Source organism: Rhodococcus sovatensis (assembly GCF_037327425.1).
Classification (GTDB): Bacteria; Actinomycetota; Actinomycetes; order Mycobacteriales; family Mycobacteriaceae; genus Rhodococcoides; species Rhodococcoides sovatense.
The window spans coordinates 3,464,045-3,483,848 of the sequence record NZ_CP147846.1; the positions used below are offsets into that span (position 1 = coordinate 3,464,045).

At 64.1% G+C, this 19,804-nt stretch carries 20 protein-coding genes; 7 read left to right on the plus strand and 13 right to left on the minus strand.

Annotation, left to right across the window (positions count from 1 at the left end):
• Nucleotides 1–26: 26 nt before the first annotated feature.
• Nucleotides 27–2,156 carry an HNH endonuclease signature motif containing protein gene (locus WDS16_RS15980; protein WP_338886219.1) on the minus strand — a complete coding sequence of 710 codons (2,130 nt, stop codon included), beginning with the start codon at nucleotides 2,154–2,156 and terminating at the stop codon, nucleotides 27–29.
• 193 nt (nucleotides 2,157–2,349) lie between these two features.
• Between WDS16_RS15980 and WDS16_RS15985 the strand changes: the two genes are divergently transcribed.
• Together WDS16_RS15985 and WDS16_RS15990 are read left to right on the plus strand one after the other, a co-directional pair.
• On the plus strand, nucleotides 2,350–2,940 hold the full coding sequence (locus WDS16_RS15985) for a CHAP domain-containing protein (RefSeq protein WP_338886220.1): 591 nt from the start codon (nucleotides 2,350–2,352) through the stop codon (nucleotides 2,938–2,940).
• A 90-nt stretch (nucleotides 2,941–3,030) separates the two neighbouring features.
• Nucleotides 3,031–3,651: a maleylpyruvate isomerase family mycothiol-dependent enzyme gene (locus WDS16_RS15990; protein WP_338886221.1), complete on the plus strand. Its 621-nt coding sequence runs from the start codon at nucleotides 3,031–3,033 to the stop codon at nucleotides 3,649–3,651.
• Between the two features lie 11 nt (nucleotides 3,652–3,662).
• Here the strand turns inward: WDS16_RS15990 and WDS16_RS15995 are convergent, their stop codons facing one another.
• Nucleotides 3,663–5,063 (minus strand): acyl-CoA synthetase, encoded by a 1,401-nt coding sequence (locus WDS16_RS15995; protein WP_338886222.1) that lies wholly within the window; start codon nucleotides 5,061–5,063, stop codon nucleotides 3,663–3,665.
• A gap of 17 nt (nucleotides 5,064–5,080) precedes the next feature.
• Between WDS16_RS15995 and WDS16_RS16000 the strand changes: the two genes are divergently transcribed.
• Entirely contained in the window at nucleotides 5,081–5,476 is a 396-nt protein-coding gene (locus WDS16_RS16000) for a hypothetical protein (RefSeq protein WP_338886223.1), read from the plus strand.
• Between the two features lie 10 nt (nucleotides 5,477–5,486).
• On the opposite strand, the gene dapC is transcribed toward WDS16_RS16000, so the two are convergent.
• The 5 genes from dapC to WDS16_RS16025 form a co-directional block, all read right to left on the minus strand.
• Entirely contained in the window at nucleotides 5,487–6,590 is a 1,104-nt protein-coding gene (gene dapC / locus WDS16_RS16005; RefSeq protein ID WP_338886224.1) for a succinyldiaminopimelate transaminase, read from the minus strand.
• Between the two features lie 2 nt (nucleotides 6,591–6,592).
• Nucleotides 6,593–6,916 (minus strand): ferredoxin, encoded by a 324-nt coding sequence (fdxA, locus tag WDS16_RS16010; RefSeq protein ID WP_338886225.1) that lies wholly within the window; start codon nucleotides 6,914–6,916, stop codon nucleotides 6,593–6,595.
• Between the two features lie 117 nt (nucleotides 6,917–7,033).
• Nucleotides 7,034–7,801 carry a hypothetical protein gene (locus WDS16_RS16015; RefSeq protein WP_338886226.1) on the minus strand — a complete coding sequence of 256 codons (768 nt, stop codon included), beginning with the start codon at nucleotides 7,799–7,801 and terminating at the stop codon, nucleotides 7,034–7,036.
• Between the two features lie 2 nt (nucleotides 7,802–7,803).
• Nucleotides 7,804–10,341 carry a bifunctional FO biosynthesis protein CofGH gene (locus WDS16_RS16020; protein ID WP_338893481.1) on the minus strand — a complete coding sequence of 846 codons (2,538 nt, stop codon included), beginning with the start codon at nucleotides 10,339–10,341 and terminating at the stop codon, nucleotides 7,804–7,806.
• A 67-nt stretch (nucleotides 10,342–10,408) separates the two neighbouring features.
• Nucleotides 10,409–10,969, minus strand: a complete 561-nt coding sequence (locus WDS16_RS16025) for a sugar O-acetyltransferase (RefSeq protein ID WP_338886227.1) — start codon at nucleotides 10,967–10,969, stop codon at nucleotides 10,409–10,411.
• Nucleotides 10,970–11,038: 69 nt separating this feature from the next.
• Between WDS16_RS16025 and WDS16_RS16030 the strand changes: the two genes are divergently transcribed.
• From WDS16_RS16030 to WDS16_RS16040, 3 genes are read left to right on the plus strand one after another with little or no spacing between them, the layout of a single operon-like run.
• Nucleotides 11,039–11,527 (plus strand): PH domain-containing protein, encoded by a 489-nt coding sequence (locus WDS16_RS16030; protein ID WP_338886228.1) that lies wholly within the window; start codon nucleotides 11,039–11,041, stop codon nucleotides 11,525–11,527.
• The gene (locus WDS16_RS16035) at nucleotides 11,524–13,041 is read left to right on the plus strand and encodes a PH domain-containing protein (RefSeq protein WP_338886229.1); all 1,518 of its coding nucleotides are present in this window, start codon (nucleotides 11,524–11,526) and stop codon (nucleotides 13,039–13,041) included. Before WDS16_RS16030 ends, WDS16_RS16035 begins: the two co-directional genes overlap by 4 nt.
• Complete coding sequence (locus WDS16_RS16040; RefSeq protein WP_338886230.1) at nucleotides 13,029–13,787, plus strand: uracil-DNA glycosylase; 759 nt, start codon at nucleotides 13,029–13,031, stop codon at nucleotides 13,785–13,787. The genes WDS16_RS16035 and WDS16_RS16040 overlap by 13 nt, the downstream gene beginning before the upstream one ends.
• Here the strand turns inward: WDS16_RS16040 and WDS16_RS16045 are convergent.
• The 5 genes from WDS16_RS16045 to typA all read right to left on the minus strand — a co-directional run bounded on the left by WDS16_RS16045 (nucleotide 13,696) and on the right by typA (nucleotide 18,990).
• Nucleotides 13,696–14,145 (minus strand): hypothetical protein, encoded by a 450-nt coding sequence (locus WDS16_RS16045; RefSeq protein WP_338886231.1) that lies wholly within the window; start codon nucleotides 14,143–14,145, stop codon nucleotides 13,696–13,698. The two genes, WDS16_RS16040 and WDS16_RS16045, sit on opposite strands and share 92 nt — an antisense overlap.
• Nucleotides 14,146–14,173: 28 nt before the next feature.
• Entirely contained in the window at nucleotides 14,174–14,332 is a 159-nt protein-coding gene (locus WDS16_RS16050) for a hypothetical protein (protein ID WP_338886232.1), read from the minus strand.
• A gap of 30 nt (nucleotides 14,333–14,362) precedes the next feature.
• Nucleotides 14,363–15,271: an N-acetyl-1-D-myo-inositol-2-amino-2-deoxy-alpha-D-glucopyranoside deacetylase gene (gene mshB, locus WDS16_RS16055; RefSeq protein ID WP_338886233.1), complete on the minus strand. Its 909-nt coding sequence runs from the start codon at nucleotides 15,269–15,271 to the stop codon at nucleotides 14,363–14,365.
• Entirely contained in the window at nucleotides 15,247–16,971 is a 1,725-nt protein-coding gene (locus WDS16_RS16060; RefSeq protein WP_338886234.1) for an ABC transporter family substrate-binding protein, read from the minus strand. Before WDS16_RS16060 ends, mshB begins: the two co-directional genes overlap by 25 nt.
• Before the next feature lie 81 nt (nucleotides 16,972–17,052).
• Entirely contained in the window at nucleotides 17,053–18,990 is a 1,938-nt protein-coding gene (gene typA, locus WDS16_RS16065; protein ID WP_338886235.1) for a translational GTPase TypA, read from the minus strand.
• A gap of 189 nt (nucleotides 18,991–19,179) precedes the next feature.
• On the opposite strand from typA, the gene WDS16_RS16070 reads away from it, so the two are divergent.
• Complete coding sequence (locus WDS16_RS16070; RefSeq protein WP_338886236.1) at nucleotides 19,180–19,356, plus strand: hypothetical protein; 177 nt, start codon at nucleotides 19,180–19,182, stop codon at nucleotides 19,354–19,356.
• Here the strand turns inward: WDS16_RS16070 and WDS16_RS16075 are convergent.
• Nucleotides 19,334–19,723, minus strand: a complete 390-nt coding sequence (locus tag WDS16_RS16075) for a (deoxy)nucleoside triphosphate pyrophosphohydrolase (protein WP_338893483.1) — start codon at nucleotides 19,721–19,723, stop codon at nucleotides 19,334–19,336. The genes WDS16_RS16070 and WDS16_RS16075 overlap by 23 nt on opposite strands.
• Between the last annotated feature and the right edge of the window lie 81 nt (nucleotides 19,724–19,804).

Genomic DNA, 19,804 nt, shown 5'->3' on the forward strand with positions numbered 1-19,804 from the left:
GGGTAACCCGAAGGTCAAGTGGGCGGTCATAGCTCGGGTGGGCTGAAGTAGTTGTTGCCGTGTGGGTCGGTGGTGCGGATGACGTCGTCGGGGAGTCGTTCGGTGGTCCACAGTTTGCTGGTTTTGAGGTTGTGGTGGGTGCGGCAGAAGGGGCCGAGGTTAGTGGCGATGGTCCAGCCTCCGTGTTCGGGGTTGCGGTGGTCGAATTCGACGATGTGGTCGAGGTCGCAGCGGACCGAGGGAACGGTGCAGCCGGGGTGTCGGCAGGTGGGATGCTGAGTGCGGACCCACTGTGCAAGGGTTGCGCTGGGGGTGTAGCGCAGCGCCCCGGGCGGCGGTGTGTGGTGTCCTCCGTGGCCGTCGGGGTATTCGGCGTGGCTATGAGTGGAATCGTCGGCGACGAGGGTGCGGTAGTGCTCGGCGAGGAGTCCCGCTGTCAGCCTCGGGAGAGTGCCGGCGGGTGGGTTTGTCTCTGTTGGGGTGGGTGGGTCCGGGAGGTGTCCGGCGGGCAGGGTTGTGGTACGCCCCACGACGAGGTCGGTTGTGGCGCTGATAGGTTCGGGCCCGACCATCTGAGCGAGGGTGTCGGGGTCGTAGATCATGCCGGTATCGGTATCGGTATCGGTATCTGTGTCGGGGTGAGGTTCGGGTTTGTTGTCGGTGTGGTTGTCGGTGTGGTTGTCGAGGGCGGTGCGGCGGCGGTCGTCTGCTCGTTGTTCGGCGTTCGGGGCATTCATGCGGGTCGGTAGTGAGGAGGTGTGCTGCTCGTGTTCGTTTGCGGCGCGGTCGAGGAACTCGGCCAGCGTTCTGCCCGCGGCAGTTCCCCCGCCCGTACTCATGCCCGTGCCTGTGCCGGTGCCTGTTGGGCGTGACTGTGCGCCGCAGGTGCAGGTGCAGTGCGGGGTGTGTGGTGGTTCGGGTTGTGGTGGTGGGTCGTGGTCGGTGAGGGTGTCGAGGTAGCGGCGGCTGGCGGTGAAGATGATTTGCCAGGTGGCGTCGCGGGCCATCTCGCGCAGGGTGGTGGGGTCGAAGTGTCCGTAGCCGTGCAGGTAGGCCGAGTGGTTGTGGATTCCGAGGACGGTTTCGAGGTCGGCGGTGATGTGGATCAGTGGTGTCGATGGCGGGGTGCTCATGCCGTCTGGGTGGCGGACGGCGTCGGGGAGTGGGCGTCCGCAGGTGCAGTGCCCGGCGTCGGGGGCTGCGGGGAAGGGAGTTCGAGAGCCGTCGCCCGGTCCCCCCTCACCAGAGCCACTGTCACCGGGTCCACCACCGCCAGGCTCGCCCTCACCCGGCCCACCATCGTCGGACCCACCATCGTCAGAGCCACCGTCACCACAGCCGCCCGGCCCACAGTCACCCGGTCCACAGTCACCCGGTCCACTGTCTTCGGACCTACTTTCGGTGGGGGCTGGCTCGGTTGCGAGGCAGTGGGGTTGTCCGCAGAGGCAGGTGAGGTGTCCGCCGCGGGTGAGGGCGATGAAGGCGTCGGATCTGCGGGTGTCGAGGGTACGGGGGTCTAGGGGGCATACGCGTGCGGTTTGGCTGTCGAGGAGTGCGGTGAGTTCGGCGGCGTCGGCCGCGCCGAGGACGGCGGACATGCGGGCCATTCCGCGTGGCAGTGGGGTGAGGCGTACTTTTTTGGTGGTGTTCGCGGCGCGTCTGCGGGCGCGGGTGTCGAAGTCGGGGTCCAGGGTGGTGATCATTCGGTCGATTTCGCGGCCGAGTCGTTCGCGGGTGAAGTGAGCGGTGGCGGCGACGATGTCGGGTTCGAGGGCGGCGAGGATTTCCGGTGCCGCGCCGAGCGTGTGGTCGCGGATGGTGCGGAGAATCTCCAGGCTGATGGCGCCGTCGGTGAACAGTTCTCGGTAGCAGGTTCTGCTACCCCACCAGACGTTCAGTGCGGACTCTAGGGTTCCGGGTGTGGTGGTAGTGGCGCAGGCGAGCTCGTTGATCGCTGAGGTGTGGGCGATACGGTCGGCGTCGAGGGAGCGTGGGATCGATTCGGTGTCGAAGCGTGCGATTCGGGAGTCGTAGAAGCGTTCGACAGAGGCGAGGTAGTGCGCGTGGGCGGCGTTGAAGGCTGTGTATGCGGAGACCGCTTCGTCGAGGCCAATCACATCGTCGAGCAGGGTGCCCTCACGCTCAGTCGCCGCCATGCTCGGTCACCTCCGCATTATTCGAATGTATGTTCGATTCGTGCAAGAACTGTAACCCACCCCACCGACACAGTCACCAAACCTGCACAGACGCACCCCCATTCGCGCGAATCAGCTCACATCCGAACCCCGTCTTGGGCTGATGCGGTTCCCGAACCAGCTCATACTTCAGACCAGCCGGTACATTCGATGGATGAGCATCGACTCCCCCGCCAAGCCCAAGCGTCGCACTGCTCGGTGGATCGCGGGGATTATCGCGGCGGTGATCGTGATCGCTGCAGGCGTCCTGTGGGTGGCGCCGAGCCGATACTTGCCATGGGACACGACGCCGTTCCCCGAGATCGACACGTCAGCCCTCACCTCCGAGCAGGCGACGGTAGTCGAGCTCGTCCGAGCCGAACACGAGCGGCAACGTCCGGGGACGTTCTATTCCGAGGGCGTCGACGAGGCGTGGTGCGCGAACTTCGTCAGCTGGATCATGAACGAGGCCGGACAACCGCTGAGCAACCCGAACTCGGGCAGCTGGCGAATCCCGGGGGTGTACACGCTCACGGAGTACTACCAGGCGCAGGGCAAGTTCGAACCGAAGGGATACGTCCCTTCGGTCGGCGATGTGGTGTTGTACGACAACAGCAGCTGGGTCGGCCAGCACACCAACATCGTCGTCGCGGTCGATGGCGACACCGCAACCACTGTGGGCGGCAACGAGCTCGGGAAGATTCGTGTCCACACCGTCGATGTGCTGTCCGACTCGGCGATCGTCGGATTCGGCACCCTCGCCTAGAACGCTCCCACCACACTCGCGGTGACTTTCGCTTCCCCACCGAGTCGGTACCTCCAGCAGATCGACTCGGATACGAAGGAGCACTCGACTGTGCCATCGAACTTCAGTGATGACCTGATCAGAAAGATGACCAGCGAGCAGCGCGCGGCAACGGTCGCGTTGCTCGACACCCTCACCGACGACCAATGGCGTCGGATGACTCTGTGCAGCGGATGGACCACCGAGCACCTCGCAGCTCACCTGTCGATGAGTTTTCGGATCGGCATGCCGCGTTTGGCGGTGGCGATGCTTCGCTCACGCGGCAACTTCGACAAGGCCGCCGACTCGCTCGCGCGCCGCGACGTGAACCGCATGACGAGGACCGAACTGGTCGATTCGTTGCGCGAGAATGTGACCACCGACTGGTCACCCCCGGGAGGTGATCTCGTCGATTCACTCTGCCACGACGTCATTCATGGACTCGACCTCACCGAGGGCCTCGGCGTCCCGTCGACGGCTACCCGCGAAGCGTTGCAAGTAGTACTGCAGACCATCAGGGACAGAGACCGTATCGCCTATTTCGGTGGCGATCTCGCAGGACGCACGCTCGTTGCCTCCGATGTCGACTTCCGTGTGGGAGATGGTCCGGAACTCAGCGCACCAGCAGCTACCGTCGTGTTGGTGTTGACCGGCCGGATAACCGTCGACGGGAACCTTCGCCGAACTCCGTAGAGCGCGTGAATCTACCCCAACAGCTTCTTCTGCACCTTGCCCATTGCGTTGCGAGGAAGCGACTCCACGACGCGGATTTCCCTGGGCCGCTTGTGGATCGACAGCTCGGACGCCACCAGATCTATCAGCACCTGCGACTCCACGTCGCTGCCGACCACGAATGCGACGATCCGTTGTCCGAGATCCTCGTCGGGAACCCCGACCACGGCCACCTCGTCGACGCTGGCGTGACCGAGCAGAACGGTCTCGATCTCACCCGCGCCCACGCGGTAGCCGCCGGACTTGATCAGGTCCGTCGATGCTCGTCCGACGATGCGGTGAAAGCCGTCGGGGTCGACGACGGCCACATCGCCGGTGTCGAACCAGCCGTCCTCGGTGAACGACTTGGCCGTCGCTTCCGGGTTGTTCAGGTATCCGTCGAACATCATGGGTCCGCGTACCTGCAGTGCTCCGATGGACTCGCCGTCGTGCGGCAGGATTTCCTCGTTCTCACCGCGCAACCGAGTCTCGACGCCTTTCACCGGCAGCCCCACCGAGCCCGGCCTGCGGTCGCCGTCGGCGCGGGTGCTGATCGTGATGAGGGTCTCGCTCATGCCGTATCGCTCGATCGGCGCCTGCCCGGTAAGAGCGCGCAGCTTCTCGAACACGGGGACGGGCAACGGTGCACTTCCCGAGACGAGGAGCCGTGCAGTGGACAGCGCGCGGGCGGAGTCCTCGTCGGCCGCAATCCGCGACCAGACTGTCGGCACACCGAAGTAGAGCGATCCGTGGGCTGCTGCGTAGAGCGCAGGCGTCGGCTTGCCTGTGTGAATCACCGGGCTTCCGACACGCAGCGGTCCGAGCAGACCGAGTATGAGCCCGTGCACATGGAACAGCGGAAGACCGTGCACGAGTGTGTCTTTCCACGTCCACTGCCAGGCCTCGGCGAGCGCATCGATACCCGCAGCGATGGCCTGACGGGACAGCAGCACGCCCTTGGGAGGACCTGTAGTGCCGGAGGTGTAGAGGACGAACGCTATCGACGACGGGTGCGGGTCTGGATAGCTGTGCCACGACCTGGCGTGCTGCCGGACGGGTAATACCTGCAGTCCTGCCGTGTCCTCCGGCGCCTCCCCCAGCCATGCCTGCGCGCCCGAGTCGCGCAGTATGTGCTCACGCTCTGCTGGGCCCGCATCCGGCGGGACAGGGACGACTGTGACTCCGGCGATGAGACAGCCGACAACCGCGAGCACGGTCTTGACCGACGGTGTCGCCAGCACAGCCAGTCGCTCTGCCTGGGCTATGCGCTCGGCGACCGACGTCGCGGCACCGAGAATGTCGGCGCGGGACAATGCAATATCGCCGATGGTGACGGCGTCGGGAATGTCCTCGCCGCGGGCGACGGCGAGTGGGTTCAATGAACGAAGCAGCACATGGCTACCGTACATACATGGATGCCGACGGAATCGACACCGGCGACTACGCCGAATACATGACCGTCCCCGCCGGAGACTTGCAGCCCGGCGTCTATCTCATCGGGACCGATGCGGAACAGGACGCGGACACCGAGGAAGAACTGGAGGACGACCTCGACACCGACGACGACCTGGACATCGAACATGTCACCGACGGTGCTCCGAGACTCGTCTACTCCGTCCAATCCGACGACTTCTGGACGCGAGTCGAGCTCGCCGACCTACGCGCGACGCAGATCTACGAAGAAGCACACGCTCGAAACCCGTCGACCAATACCGAACCCAAGCGATTCACGACGGTAGAGGCGTTCGGAAGCAACGAGCTCGTCTACATCCTTCGCATCAGGCGCGGAGGGTGGGGAGACGAATGACCGGAGGCAGCTAGCTGCTCAATCGCTGTGCCGCGGCGTGAATACGCTCGTCCGTCGCGGTCAAGGCGATCCGTACGTGCTGGGATCCACCCGGGCCGTAGAACTCTCCTGGCGCCGCCAGGATGCCGCGCTCGGCGAGCCAGTCGACGGTGTCGCGGCACGGCTCGCCTCGGGTGGCCCACAGGTACAGACCGGCCTCGGAGTGGTCGACGGTGAAACCGGCCTTCTCGATCGCGCTCTTCAGTTCCGTGCGGCGAGCACGGTAGCGCTCGCGCTGCACATTCTCGTGCTCGTCGTCGCCCAGCGCCACAGTCATGGCAGCCTGGATCGGAAGCGGCACCATCATCCCCGCATGCTTGCGCACCTCGAGGAGGTCGTTCACCAGGACAGGATCTCCGGTGACGAACCCGGCGCGATAGCTTGCCAGGTTCGAAGTCTTGGAAAGCGAGTGCACGGCAAGAAGATCAGTGTGGTCGCCGTCGGAGACTCGCGGGTCGAGGATCGAGACGGCTTCGGCCTCCCAGGTCAACCCCAGATAGCACTCGTCGGAGACCACCACTGCGCCGCGCTCTCGCGCCCAAGCGACGACCTTGCGCAGATGGTCGACCGGCAACACTTTGCCGGTCGGATTCGACGGCGAATTCACGAACACCAGAGATGCGTTCTCGGGGCCGAGCCGGTTGAGCCCATCGGCGCGGGTGATGCGTGCACCGGCCAACAGCGCGCCGACTTCGTACGTCGGGTACGCGAGCTCGGGGATGACGACGAGATCGTCTTTCCCGAGGCCGAGCAGCGTCGGCAGCCACGCAATCATCTCTTTGGTACCGATTGCGGGCAGCACTGCATCGACGTCGATCCCGGTCACACCGTATCTGCGAGCCAACGCATCGATGGCCGCCGTACGCAGGGCCGCCGTACCGATCGTCGTCGGGTACCCAGGTTGGTCCGACACCGATACCAGCGCATCCTGGATGATCTGTGCGACCGGGTCGACGGGGGTGCCGACCGACAGGTTCACGATCCCGTCAGGGTGCGATGCTGCCTTCTCCTTGGCTGCAGAGAGCGAGTCCCAGGGAAAGTCGGGCAGCCTGGCAGCAACTGATATGCGAGCCAACGTCAGTGCTCGCCCATCGGTGGGAGTGCCTTGATGAACGGCGGATCGTAGTCCGTCTTTCCGAGCTTCGCTGCACCACCCGGAGATCCGAGGTTGTCGAAGAAATCGACGTTGGCGCTGACGTACCCGCTCCACTGATCCGGAACGTCGTCTTCGTAGAAGATGGCCTCCACGGGGCATACCGGCTCGCAGGCACCGCAGTCGACGCACTCGTCAGGGTGGATGTACAGCATTCGATTGCCCTCGTAGATGCAGTCCACCGGGCATTCTTCGATGCACGCCTTGTCGAGCACATCGACGCACGGTTCCGCAATCGAGTAGGTCACTGCTGCTCTCCCTCCCTTTCCGATAACTGGCGCGACGGCTTGTTCTCACAATTCCTGCAGCGCCCTGAGCATCCTAGTATCTCGTCGAAGATCGGCGACGATCCGCGCAGGGTGTCCTCACTTGCGAAGATTCGCCGACGTAGTCGACATGTCCGACCTTACGTCTCTTCGGTCCTCGGCGTGATCCGCTACCCAGCGGCGACCCTGCTTCGCTGCTCTGGACAGCGCGCCACGTTCGCCGAAGTAGCCGGCCACGCCGCCGACGAGCGGGATCATCGAGATGATCCGAAACACCTTACGGCTGTGTGGACGCTTGGCGAGCTCGCTCGATACGTCCCTGAGCACGGACGACACATCCCACATCGCGTGCAGCAACGCGAACGGACCGTTGTCACGACGAGGCGTCGGCTCGGTATTCTGTTCGGTCTCGGAGAGATCGATCTCACGTTCGCACAGCACCTCGGCGAGGAGGCGGACATGGGCCGAACGCTCGGTGACTCCGCTCTCCCGCGCTACGGCGACCAGAACCATCGACTGATTCGCGAAGCCGAGTAGATCCTGCAGTGGCAGCCGGTTGACGAGCACACCGAACACCCCGGGGAACGCGACAGCGACGGTGTTCAATGCGCCGATCCGAGCAACCCACCACTCGGATCGCTCATCGGCATCGAGCTTCTGCCATGCCTCGGTGCCGGGAAAGTCGGTGGCATTGAGCGCCGACGCGAGCGTGTCGAGGACGTTGTCCAACACGGTGTCGTTCTCGGTCGGACGCCGAAATGTTCTGGCTTTCAACCCGACCGGGTCGCGATTCGCCAGGAGGTCGAGAACAGGGTCGATGATGGCGACGGCCCGATCCAGAGCGGTCGCGACGGTGCGATCGTCCATACTCAGACCAGCCCGACCACTGATGGAACCCGTTCGACCAGTTCGTAGGTCGTGGTGCGCTCGCGTGCTGGCCGGCCGATTCCCTCGGCGATGTCGTGAAGCTCGGCCACGGTCTTCTCCGAGCCGTTCTGACTACCTGCCATTCGGGAAATGGTTTCCTCCATCAAGGTTCCGCCGAGGTCGTTCGCCCCGCCGTTCAACATTGCCTGAGTCCCCGTTGTACCGAGCTTCACCCACGACGTCTGGATGCTGTCGATCCGCCCGTGCAGCATGATGCGCGCCAACGCATGCACGGCACGGTTGTCCCGGTTGGTCGGTCCCGGTCGCGACGCTCCCGCCAGATAGAGCGGCGAACTCTGATGCACGAACGGCAACGGCACGAACTCGGTGAACCCACCCGTCTTGTCCTGAATCTTCTTGAGTACGTTGAGGTGTCCTACCCAGTGCGACGGGTTGTCCACGTGGCCGTACATCATCGTCGACGACGACCTGAGCCCGACCTCGTGCGCTGTGGTCACCACCTCGATCCATTCGGCGGCCGGCAACTTGCCCTTCGTCAGCACCCAGCGGACTTCGTCGTCGAGGATCTCCGCCGCGGTGCCCGGAATGGTGTCGAGCCCGGCGGCACGCAACTCGGTCAGCCAATCCCGAATGGATTGTCCGCCACGTGAGGCTCCGTTGACGATCTCCATCGGCGAGAACGCGTGCACGTGCATCGACGGCACTCTCTCCTTCACTGCGCGCACCAGATCCGCGTACCCAGTCACAGGCAATTCGGGGTCGATCCCGCCCTGCATGCAGACCTCGGTCGCGCCGACGACGTGCGCTTCCCACGCTCGATCGGCGACCTCGGACGTCGACAGGGTGAACGCGTCGGCGTCACCCTTGCGCTGCGCGAACGCGCAGAAACGGCAGCCGGTGTAGCAAATGTTGGTGAAGTTGATGTTCCGGTTGACCACGTAGGTGACGGTGTCGCCGTTGACCTGTTTGCGCAGCTCGTCGGCAAGCGCGGCCACGGCGTCCATCCCGGGACCCTCAGCGGTCGCCAGCGCAAGGTATTGCTCGTCGGACAAGCCTGCTGGATCTTTCTCCGCGGCATCGAGCGCGGACACGAGATCTCTGTCGACGCGCTCGAGACCCGCGAGGTCCCGGACCTGCTCTCGGATCGACTCCCAGTCCCCGAATGCGTTCGCGAGGTCCGAGCGCGTGTCGGTATTTCGTCCCTGACTGTCGATCTCGGTGTTCAGATTCACTCGCCCCGAGGACTCCCACTCCTCGTCGGGCTCCTGCCACGGCAAACCCGTCGGGATGACGCCGTCACGGGCCATCCCTGTGTCCGAATCGGCCAGTGCATGTACATGTGCCGAGATCCGCGGATCGATCCATGGCGCACCTGCGAGTACGTACTGAGGCTGGGCCGCAGTGCGTTCGACCAGCGTGTATCCCGCAGCCTGACTGAGTTCGGCGAGAGTGTCGAGGTTGGGCCACGGCCGCTCGGGGTTGACGTGGTCGGGTGTCAGCGGCGACACGCCGCCCCAGTCGTCGACGCCCGCACCCAGTAACGCAGCGGTCTCCTGCGTCTCGACGAGATTCGGGGGCGCCTGAATACGCATGGACGGGCCCATCAGAATGCGTGTCACGGCGATCGTCGCGAGGAACTCTTCCATTCCGGCGTTCGGCGCCGACCGCATCGCGGTGTCGCCCTTGGCAAGGAAATTCTGGACGATGACTTCCTGGACGTGGCCGAATGCTTTGTGCGCCTTGCGGATAGCCATGATGGACTCGGCACGGTCGCGAATCGTCTCCCCGATACCGACGAGAATTCCGGTGGTGAACGGGATGTTCAAGCGGCCGGCGTCGGTCAATGTGCGCAGGCGCACCTCGGGGTCCTTGTCGGGGCTGCCGTAGTGAGCCTGACCCTTCTCCTCGAACAACCGACGCGACGTCGTCTCGAGCATCATGCCCATCGACGGCGCGACCGGCTTGAGCCGCGAGAGCTCCTGCCAGCTCATGACGCCGGGATTCAGATGCGGCAGCAGACCGGTCTCCTCGAGGACACGGATGGACATCGCCCGCACATAATCGAGCGTCGAATCGTAACCGCGGGAGTCGAGCCATTCCTTGGCCTCGGGCCACCGCTCCTCCGGCCGATCCCCCAGTGTGAACAGTGCTTCCTTGCAGCCGAGTTCGGCGCCTTTCCGCGCGACCTCGACGATGTCGTCGGGATCCATGAACAATCCGTGGCCCTGAGCTGCGAGCTTGCCCGGCACAGTCACGAATGTGCAGTAATGGCACTTGTCGCGGCACAGACGCGTGATCGGAATGAACACCTTCCGCGAGTAACTCACGGTCTTGTCCCGACCGACCGCGAGAAGTCCTGCATCGCGAACGCGGGACGCCGACGCCATCAAGTCCACCAGATCGTCGGCACGTGCATGAAGCAGCACGGTGGCCTCGTCGACATTGAGACTCACACCGTCGCGTGCACGACGCAGAACACGACGCATGGCTGACGGTGCTGGGACAGTTTCGGGCAACATAGTCACCAGTCGATCATGCTCCTCCGACGTGTCGGCGTGCCACCGGGACGCTGACGGCCGACTTTCGTCACGGCAGTGCGCGAATCTTTCGGCACGGGTTCCCGGCTGCGAACGTGTTCGAAGGCACATCCCGGGTCACGACGCTCCCCGCACCGACCACCGAGTTCGCGCCGATCGTGACCCCGGGACACACGATGACGCCACCGCCCAACCAGACGTTGTCGCCGATGGAGATCGGGGCAGCACTCTCCCACCGTTGCCGTCTAGCTTGGTGATCGTCCATCGGATGCAAAGCGGTGAGTAGCTGAACACGGGGACCGATGGATACGTCGTCGCCGATCGTGATGGAAGCGCAGTCCAACAGGATCGCGTCGTAGTTCAAGAAGCTGTTCGATCCGATTCGGATCAGCGAGCCGTAGTCGCATTGAAATCGAGGCATGATCGAAGATGACTCCCCGAAACCGCCGAGCAAGCCGGTGAGCAGGTCCCGACGTCGATCGTCCTCGTCGGCCGCGGTCGCATTGAACTCGTCGAGGACCTTCTGACATGCCCTGCGTTCGGCGATCAGGTCCGGATCGCTGTCCTTGTACAGATCACCGCGCATCATCGCATCACGTTGAGTTCCCATGAGACCGAACGGTACGTGACCGGTCGCCCGAGGCCACGGTTCTCGAACGCAGGCGATAGATTCGTAGCCATGATCACGATGACCGACCCAGCGTGGCGTCCGAGTCCCCGTGCGAAGCAACTGTGGGCGATCAATGCCACTTTGATCTGGATCCCCCTGTTCATCGCGCAAATCGTGTGGGCGGTGATCGTCGACGAGTGGACGACGTGGCCGCACGTGGCGGTGTTCGCCGTATCCGTGGTGCTCGCCGCCCTGGACATCATCGTGACGCCGCTGTGGCGATATCGGGTGCACCGCTGGGAGATCAGCGATACCGCGGTGTACACGCGCACAGGATGGTTCAACCAGGAACGACGCATCGCACCGATATCCCGGGTGCAGACCGTCGACACCGAACGAGGGCCGATCGATCGACTGCTCGGCTTGTCGACGGTCACCGTCACGACGGCGTCGTCTGCGGGCGCGGTGAAGATCACGGCCCTCGACAAGGAGGTCGCGGACAAGACCGTCGCGCAGCTCACCGAGATCGCCGGTCGCGCTCTTGGCGACGCCACATGAGTACCGAGCGAAGCGACCATATCGCCGAGCCTGAGCTTCTTGCAGAGGAAGAGCAGCAGCCGTGGCTGCGGTTGGACAAGCGGATGCTCCTGGTACATCCGGTCAACGAGGCGGTCAAAGTACTTCCCGTGCTGCTGGTCTCGTTCATCCTCGGAAGTCAGAGCGGCAACCACCTGTGGGGGCTGATCATCGTGGCGGTAGTGGTCGTGTTCGCGATTCTCCGCTGGTTCACCACGAGCTATCGAATCGGTCCCGTGCACGTACAGCTGAGAACCGGTGTCTTCCAGAAGAAGCTACTGTCGGTTCCGCGGAGCCGTATTCGTTCCGTAGACGTCGAGGCCGGCGTCCTGCACCGCGTTCTCGGTCTCTCGATCCTGCGGATCGGTACCGGACAGCAAGCAGACAAGGGCGAGAAATTCGAGCTCAACGCATTGGATTCGAAGGCTGTACCTGTCCTACGAGAGCAACTGCTGGACACGGTCACGCGATCCCCGCGTTCGGTGGACGCACCACCGCTGGTCGAGACGGAAATCGGGCACTGGCGGACGTCCTGGGTGCGCTTCGCGCCGTTCTCGTTCACCGGCGTCGTCACGATTGCCGCAGCGGTCGGGATCCTGTTTCAGTACGGCTTCGGCGAACGGATCACCGAGTCTTCGGTCGTGACCGACAGCATCGACTCCGCCGAACGGTTCGGAATCGCACTCGTGATCGGCGTCGGCCTGTTGATCCTGCTGATACTCGCGAGCCTGTTCGCGTGCGCGCGCTACCTGATCGCGTACGGAAACCTCTCGGTCACCGACGACGGCACTCGATTGCACGTTGCCCACGGACTGCTCCGAACCAGGTCGACGACACTCGATCGCAAACGCCTTCGCGGCACGTCCCTGTCGGAACCACTGCTGCTTCGTATTGCGCGAGGCGCCAAGCTCGACGCCATCATGACGGGCGTCAGCGCGGAGAAGAAAGAATCTTCGCTGCTGCTGCCGCAGGCGCCCACTGCGGAGGCTCAGCGCGTGATGAACACGGTCCTCGGCGACGCAGGACTGCACGCCGACGCGCGCAAGCCGCTGCAGTCCCATGGCCCCGCCGCTCGACGTCGGCGATACACCCGAGCTGTCGTGCCGGTCGTCGTAGTCGCGGCGGGCCTGACAGTTGCCCAGGCACTGGGCGCGCCGATCCCAGCAATTGCATGGTTGGCCCTGGGGATCGCGCTCGTCGGCGCCGTGTTCGTTGCCTGGGACCGGTATCGCGGGCTCGGCCACGCCGTCCTTCCCGGATGGTTGATCACTCAGCACGGTTCACTGGATCGGACCCGACACAGCCTCGAAGCCGCAGGCATCATCGGCTGGACTGTTCGCCAGACGTTCTTCCAACGACGTGCAGGCGTCGCGACGATCGTCGCAGCGACACCGGCCGGCGTCGGACACTACGAGGTCCTCGACGTACCGGCCGATCAGGCGTGGGCTCTCGTCGAAGCAGTCACCCCGGGAGCCGGTGACAAATGGGTGCGGTGACTCCCAAGACCATTGCCCAACTCGATCTCGCAGTGTCGCACTGCCGCGCCTGCCGACGGCTCGTCAACTGGCGCGAAAAGGTCGCCAGCGAGAAGAGGGCAGCGTTCCGAGACGAGACCTATTGGGGCAAAGCAGTTCCCGGATTCGGGCCGGCCGACGCCGCAGTGCTGATCGTCGGTCTCGCTCCCGCCGCCCACGGCGCGAACCGTACCGGACGCATGTTCACCGGAGACCGCAGCGGCGACGTCCTCTATGCCGCACTCCACGCCGTCGGCCTGGCGAATCAACCCACCTCGACGCACATCGACGACGGTCTGACGCTGCACGGCGTGCGAATCACCGCTCCGGTGCACTGTGCACCGCCGGACAACAAGCCCACAGTCACCGAACGTGATCGGTGCCAAAAATGGCTCGACGCCGAACTAAGACTCTTGAAGCCGACTCTGAAGTCGATCGTCGTACTCGGCGGCTTCGGATGGCAGGCACTGTTGCCGGTTCTCCGGAAGAACGGTTGGGAGATACCGCGTCCCAACCCGAAATTCGGACACGGCGTCGAGGTCGACATCACCGCACCAGGTCATTCCGCAGGCTCCACCCCCGCTCCCGGAACTGTCCGTCTGTTCGGCAGCTACCACGTCAGCCAGCAGAACACCTTCACCGGACGCTTGACCCCGTCGATGATCGAGAATGTGCTCCGGGCTGCAGGTTCGCATGCGGGGCTGTCAGTGTCTGCAGCCGCCAGCTGAACAGCAGGATTCCGGGCGGAATCAAACCGCCGAGCAGCAGAAATGCCGTGCGCCAATCTGCCAGCAACAGCACATCGCCGCCCGGACCACCGAACATGCACACGAGGATCGCCACGAACCACCCGATGAGCGGGGACGCGATCGCCAGCGGCTTCTCGGCAACTTTTCGAGCCGCGAACAGAAGCGTCACATTCGCGATACCCGCCAGCAGCGCACTGACCGGGAACGGTACCGAGCCGAGATACGTCGGCAGGAAGAAGACCGACAGGATGCCGCACAGGAAACCGTCGAAGATCAGTACTGCGAGAGTTGCCCTCGAAACGAGGACGACAGCATTGGATGCGGCCTTCGAGATCATGCGTCCAATACTGTCGTATGCAGCGACTTCAGGAGACCGGCGGGTATCCCAAAGCAGTCAGCAAGTTGCTCAGCGCAGACGCCAGATCGGTCAGACCGTTCTGGTAGAGCATCTCCTGACGCGGAAAGTCCGGCTTCAGCGAGTTCACGAACGCGACGATGGCGTCCTGCACGATCCAGTTGTACATTTTGTGTGTCCCACCCCTGCTGTCAGCCGACTAGTGATCGAAGTCATATCCTAGTATGCCCGCGAACAGGTCGGTCTCTCTACCCGCTTCGTCGACGTCGTTGCCGCGCGCACCACGCACCAGAACGTACTGTTCGACGTCGAGGATCGGTTGCGCGATGTTGTTCGACAGCGCGTATTCGACGCCCGACGGCGCCACCGTCACCTGGGTGGCGTGCGCACGCAGAGCGTCGCGCTTGAGGTCGAACACACCTCGCACATCCAGCGACGTGGTGACCACGTCCTCCGGCACGCTGGGTAGCTCGCCGTCCTCGGGCATTCGCCAACCCTCCGGCACCTCGGAGATCGCAGCGATGCCGTCGCGAAGTTGATGCGCGCCGGTCACCGTCCAGTAGAACTTCTGCGGAGTCCACGGCGCCCCGGCCGCCGGGTAGCGGTCCGAACCGGCAATATCGAAGGCCTCGGTCACCAGCGAGTGGACCTGTTGGTGGTCGGGATGCCCGTACCCACCCTCCGGGTCGTAGCCGACGACGACGTCCGGCCGCACGCTTCTGATAACCGCCAACATCGCCGTCAGCGCTTCGTCGCGGTCAGCATTGACGAACGCGCGCGGATTGGCCGCTGACGGAGTTCCGGCCATTCCGGAATCCCGCCAACGCCCGGCTCCCCCGAGAAACCTGGGCGGTTGAGCGCCGAGAATGTCGAGCGCTCTGTGTAATTCGAGGATTCGGTAACCGCCGAGCTGGTCCGCCTCGTCGGCGACGAGTCGCGCCCACATGTCCCCGATGACTTCGCCCTCTTCACCGAGCGAACAGGTCAGGACCGTGACTTCGGCACCCGCCTGCGCATAGTGCGCGATCGTTCCGCCGGTGGTGATGGTCTCGTCGTCCGGATGCGCATGAACGAGCAGCAGTCTCACTTGGTTTCGGTCCTCATCCACGTAGCAGCGTCACCGAAGATTCCGACCTCGATCGGGCCCGCCAACGACACACCGGACACACCGCTACCGACGGCGACGACCGACGAACCTTGAACGATGGGCAACACCGCCGCCAGATTCCAAAGCTTCGGCTCCGCCTCGGACCGAAGTGCAGCCTCCGAAAGCTCGCCCCGCAGAGCGCGATCGACCGAGTCTTCCAATTCCGACAAGCACAGTCCGGACAAATTACTGGGCGGCATCACGGACGTATTCTCTTGCTGAACTTCGGCTTCGGGGACAGTCGATTGAGCTGCGGGACAGCCGAATCGGGAGGCCATGACAGTCGCGGGGTCGAGCCCGACACTCGACCATCCCACGATCGCGTCCACTTCCCCCTGGGTCAATGCAGTGCCGTAGAGCTCCTCTGCGGGCAACGGGGTTACTCTCGCGTCGATGCCGACTCCGGCAAGCTGGTCCGCCGCGGTGTTCGCGACTGCGAGCGCGGTCGTGTCGTTCTCAACCGCGCCGATGACGAATTCGACAGGCACACCGTCTTTTCCGCGAGTGCCGTCGGGCAGCGCGACGTAACCGGCACGCTCGAGCAACAGGACGGCGGCGTCCCGTCCGATGGCCGCGGGGGCGGTCGGGGTGTACTCAGGATCGGAGGGACTCGCCAATTGCGCACGAGCCGGATGGTCGGCCGAACTCGAACCTGCCGCGACAGTCGACAGCAGAGACGAGTCCAGTACACCCATTATTCCTTCTCGCACAGCAGGATCGGCGAGCAATGGAACACGACCATTGAGGGTCAGATCGAGGACGCGCGGCTGCAGACGTGAACCCGTCCGGACTCCGGGTATCGCTGCGAGCTGGGCGTTGGTAGCCGTGCTCGCCTGGACCTGCGCCACCTGTGCATCGTTCGAGCGCAGCGAATCCGCAAGTTGAGCGGCGGTGCCACCACGCCGAAGAAGAATCTGGAAGGGCAGTGCGGGCTCACCCCAGAAGCGGTCGTTGCGCTCGAGCAAGATCTCGTCACGACCTCGGTCGATCGACTTGACGGTGAACCGTCCGCCCGAGACCGGGACATTGTCGGACAGGCCGGTCTCGAATCCGCCGAGCGAGTCCTTGAGCAGGTGACTCGGCAGCAGATCGGCGAAGAGGCGCTGCCAGTTCGGATAAGGGTGCTTCATGGTCACATTGACAGTCTTGCCACCGCCGGACGATGCAACGTTGTCGATGAGCGCGTAGCCCGCCGGATCGACGACGCCTGGCTGAGAAATCATCTGCTGCCACAGGTAGCGAAAGTCCTCGGCCGCGATGGGCGCGCTGTCGGACCACTGTGCTTCGTCGCGAAGCTGGTAAGTGATGGTGAACGGATTCTGCGAGGTCACCTCGGCGGAGACCAGGACCGTCGAGTCCGGCAGCCAGATCGTGTTCTCGGGATCTGCCGGGTCGACGGCCGGCCGGAACGGGCTGGGTAGCACTAGAGCGCTTACTGCGGAGTTCGCGGGCGATTGATCCGACAACAGATGCGGGTTGAATCCGATGCCCACATCGTCGATGGCGACTACGACCGGGTCACCGGTCTCCGTGGGAGCCGCAACTGCGGTCGTGGTCGTGACGGGGGTGGGGTCACTCTCGACGGGAGGCGGTGGATTGGCCGTACACGCTGCGAGAACCAACGCAATGGCTCCGATACCAAGGGAGTGCACCCGCCGCAATAGCCGCTCCTTCGTCGTAGCCCGTGCGTGTGTAGTTACGTTTCGAACGCAACTACACACGCACGGGCGGGTTCCGCGAGTTTACAGAGCAGCCTTGTCACGCGACTTGCTGCGCGAACGCTCGCGAGCGCGCTCGTTGGAATCGAGGTGCACCTTGCGGACACGAACGACCTCTGGCGTCACCTCGACGCACTCGTCGCCTGCACAGAATTCCATGGCCATTTCCAGGTCCAGCTTCTTCGGCTTGGCCAGGGTCTCCATGACGTCGGCGGAAGACTGACGCATGTTGGTCAGCTTCTTCTCGCGGGTGACGTTGATATCGAGGTCTTCCTGACGCGGGTTGATGCCGACGACCATGCCCTCGTAGGTGTCCGCGCCCGGCTCGACGAAGAACGTGCCACGGTCGGCGAGCTGGATCATCGCGAACGGAGTCACCGTGCCCTGACGGTCGGAGACGAGCGAACCGGTGTGGCGTGCACGGATCTCGCCCGCCCACGGTGCGTAACCGTGGAAGACCGCGTTGGCGATACCGGTGCCGCGGGTGTCGGTGAGGAAGTCGGTACGGAAGCCGATCAGACCACGCGACGGAACGATGAACTCCATCCGAACCCAGCCTGCGCCGTGGTTCGTCATCTGAACCATCTTGCCCTTGCGCGCAGCGAGGAGCTGCGTGACGCCACCGAGGAATTCCTCCGGGGTGTCGATGGTGAGCTCTTCGAAAGGCTCGTGCAGCTTGCCGTCTACCTGACGGGTGACCACCTGAGGCTTACCGACGGTGAGCTCGAAGCCTTCACGACGCATCTGCTCGACGAGGATGGCGAGTGCGAGCTCGCCACGACCCTGGACCTCCCAGGCGTCGGGACGCCCGATGTCGAGAACCTTGAGCGAGACGTTACCGATGAGCTCCTGGTCCAGACGGCTCTTGACCATCCGCGAGGTGAGCTTGTGGCCGCTGACGCGTCCGACCAGCGGGCTGGTGTTGGTGCCGATGGTGACGGAGATGGCCGGCTGGTCGACGGTGATGCGGGGCAACGCCACCGGGTTCTCGAGGTCGGCGAGCGTGTCACCGATCATGATGTCCGGGAAACCTGCGACTGCGACGATGTCACCTGCAACACCGCGCTCACCGGGAACGCGCTCGACGCCGACGGTGTTGAGCAGCTCGGTGATCTTGGCCTTCTGAACGACGGGTTCGCCGTCGACCTCACGCATCCAGCTCACGGTCTGGCCCTTGTTGAGCTCGCCGTTGTGGATGCGGACCAGCGCGAGGCGGCCGAGGAAGGCCGACGCGTCGAGGTTGGTGACGTGAGCCTGCAGAGGTGCGTCCACGTTGCCCTTGGGAGCGGGGACGTAGCCCAGCAGGACTTCGAAGAGCTCGTCGAGGTTCTCGGCGTCGGGAGCATTGCCGTTTTCGGGCTGAACCTTCGATGCCTTGCCTTCGCGGCCGGAGGCGTAGAGGACGGGCAGGTCGAGGGCCAGCTCGGCAGCCTCGGAGGCTTCGTCGTCGAGGTCCGATGCGAGGTCGAGCAGCAGATCGTGGCTTTCGGACACGACCTCCTCGATACGTGCGTCGGGACGGTCGGTCTTGTTCACGACGAGGATCACCGGAAGCGAGGCGGCGAGCGCCTTGCGCAACACGAATCGGGTCTGCGGAAGCGGGCCCTCGGATGCGTCGACGAGCAGGACGACGCCGTCGACCATGGACAGGCCGCGCTCGACCTCTCCGCCGAAGTCGGCGTGGCCGGGGGTGTCGATCACGTTGATGACGGTGATGGTGCCGTCGGCGTTGCGTTTGTGGACGGCCGTGTTCTTGGCCAGGATCGTGATGCCCTTTTCCTTCTCCAGGTCACCCGAGTCCATGACGCGGTCGATCGCTTCGGCACGTTCCTCGAACGCGCCGGACTGCCGCAACATGGCGTCGACCAGCGTGGTCTTACCGTGGTCGACGTGTGCAACGATTGCTACGTTGCGGAACGTTGTGGTGGCATCGATGTTGTCTGCACTGCTTGGGGCGCTCACGCGAAAAATTCTCCTGGGTCGAATGCGGGCTCTTGTTCGCTAGCGGGCTTATGTCGCTAGAGAAGCGCGCTGCACCGCGAGATTCTCGCGACCGGCCGAGTTTACCCGCTGGCGCAGGGTGACCTGCACCACGCAGTACTCTTGGCCAGAAGTTCACACGGAATTGAAGAGAAATGCGGAGCGAGATCAATGGGCAAGGTCAAGGCCAAGGACGTCTCGGGCCTCAAACCCAAGAAGAAATGCTGCCGCAAGAAGACGCGGTGCCTCAAGTGTCCGGTAGTCATCATGCGGATGAAAAAACTCGAGGACGCCGGCGCATCGGGTAAGGATCTGAAGAAGGGCCTCAAGAAGGCTCGGGCTGCCTGAGCATCCCGCTCAGTTCCGGCACCCAGGCTCGATCGGCGTCGACCAGGTCGGCGCCGACAAGCCCACGGGCGTCGACCCATCGTAGATCCGAATGATCAAGCGGTGCAGGCGTTCCTGACATCAACTCGACTCGGTAGGCGCGGAGAACCAATCCTCCTGCCAGGTCCACGTCGCCGGCCAATTGCTGCCCAACCACAGTCTCGACGCCGAGTTCTTCGCGCAGTTCACGCTCGAGCGCACCTTCCGGCGACTCCCCCGGTTCGACCTTGCCGCCGGGCAGTTCCCACATCCCGGCCAGCTCGGGTGGGCGGGAGCGCTGGGCAAGGAGCAACAGTCCGTTGGCGACCAGGGCACCTGCGACGACCATCGCGCGAGCGGAGCCTGTGGAGTGAGAATCAGACACACGAGCGGAGCCTGCGGAGTGAGAATCAGGCACAGCGCTGCCCGT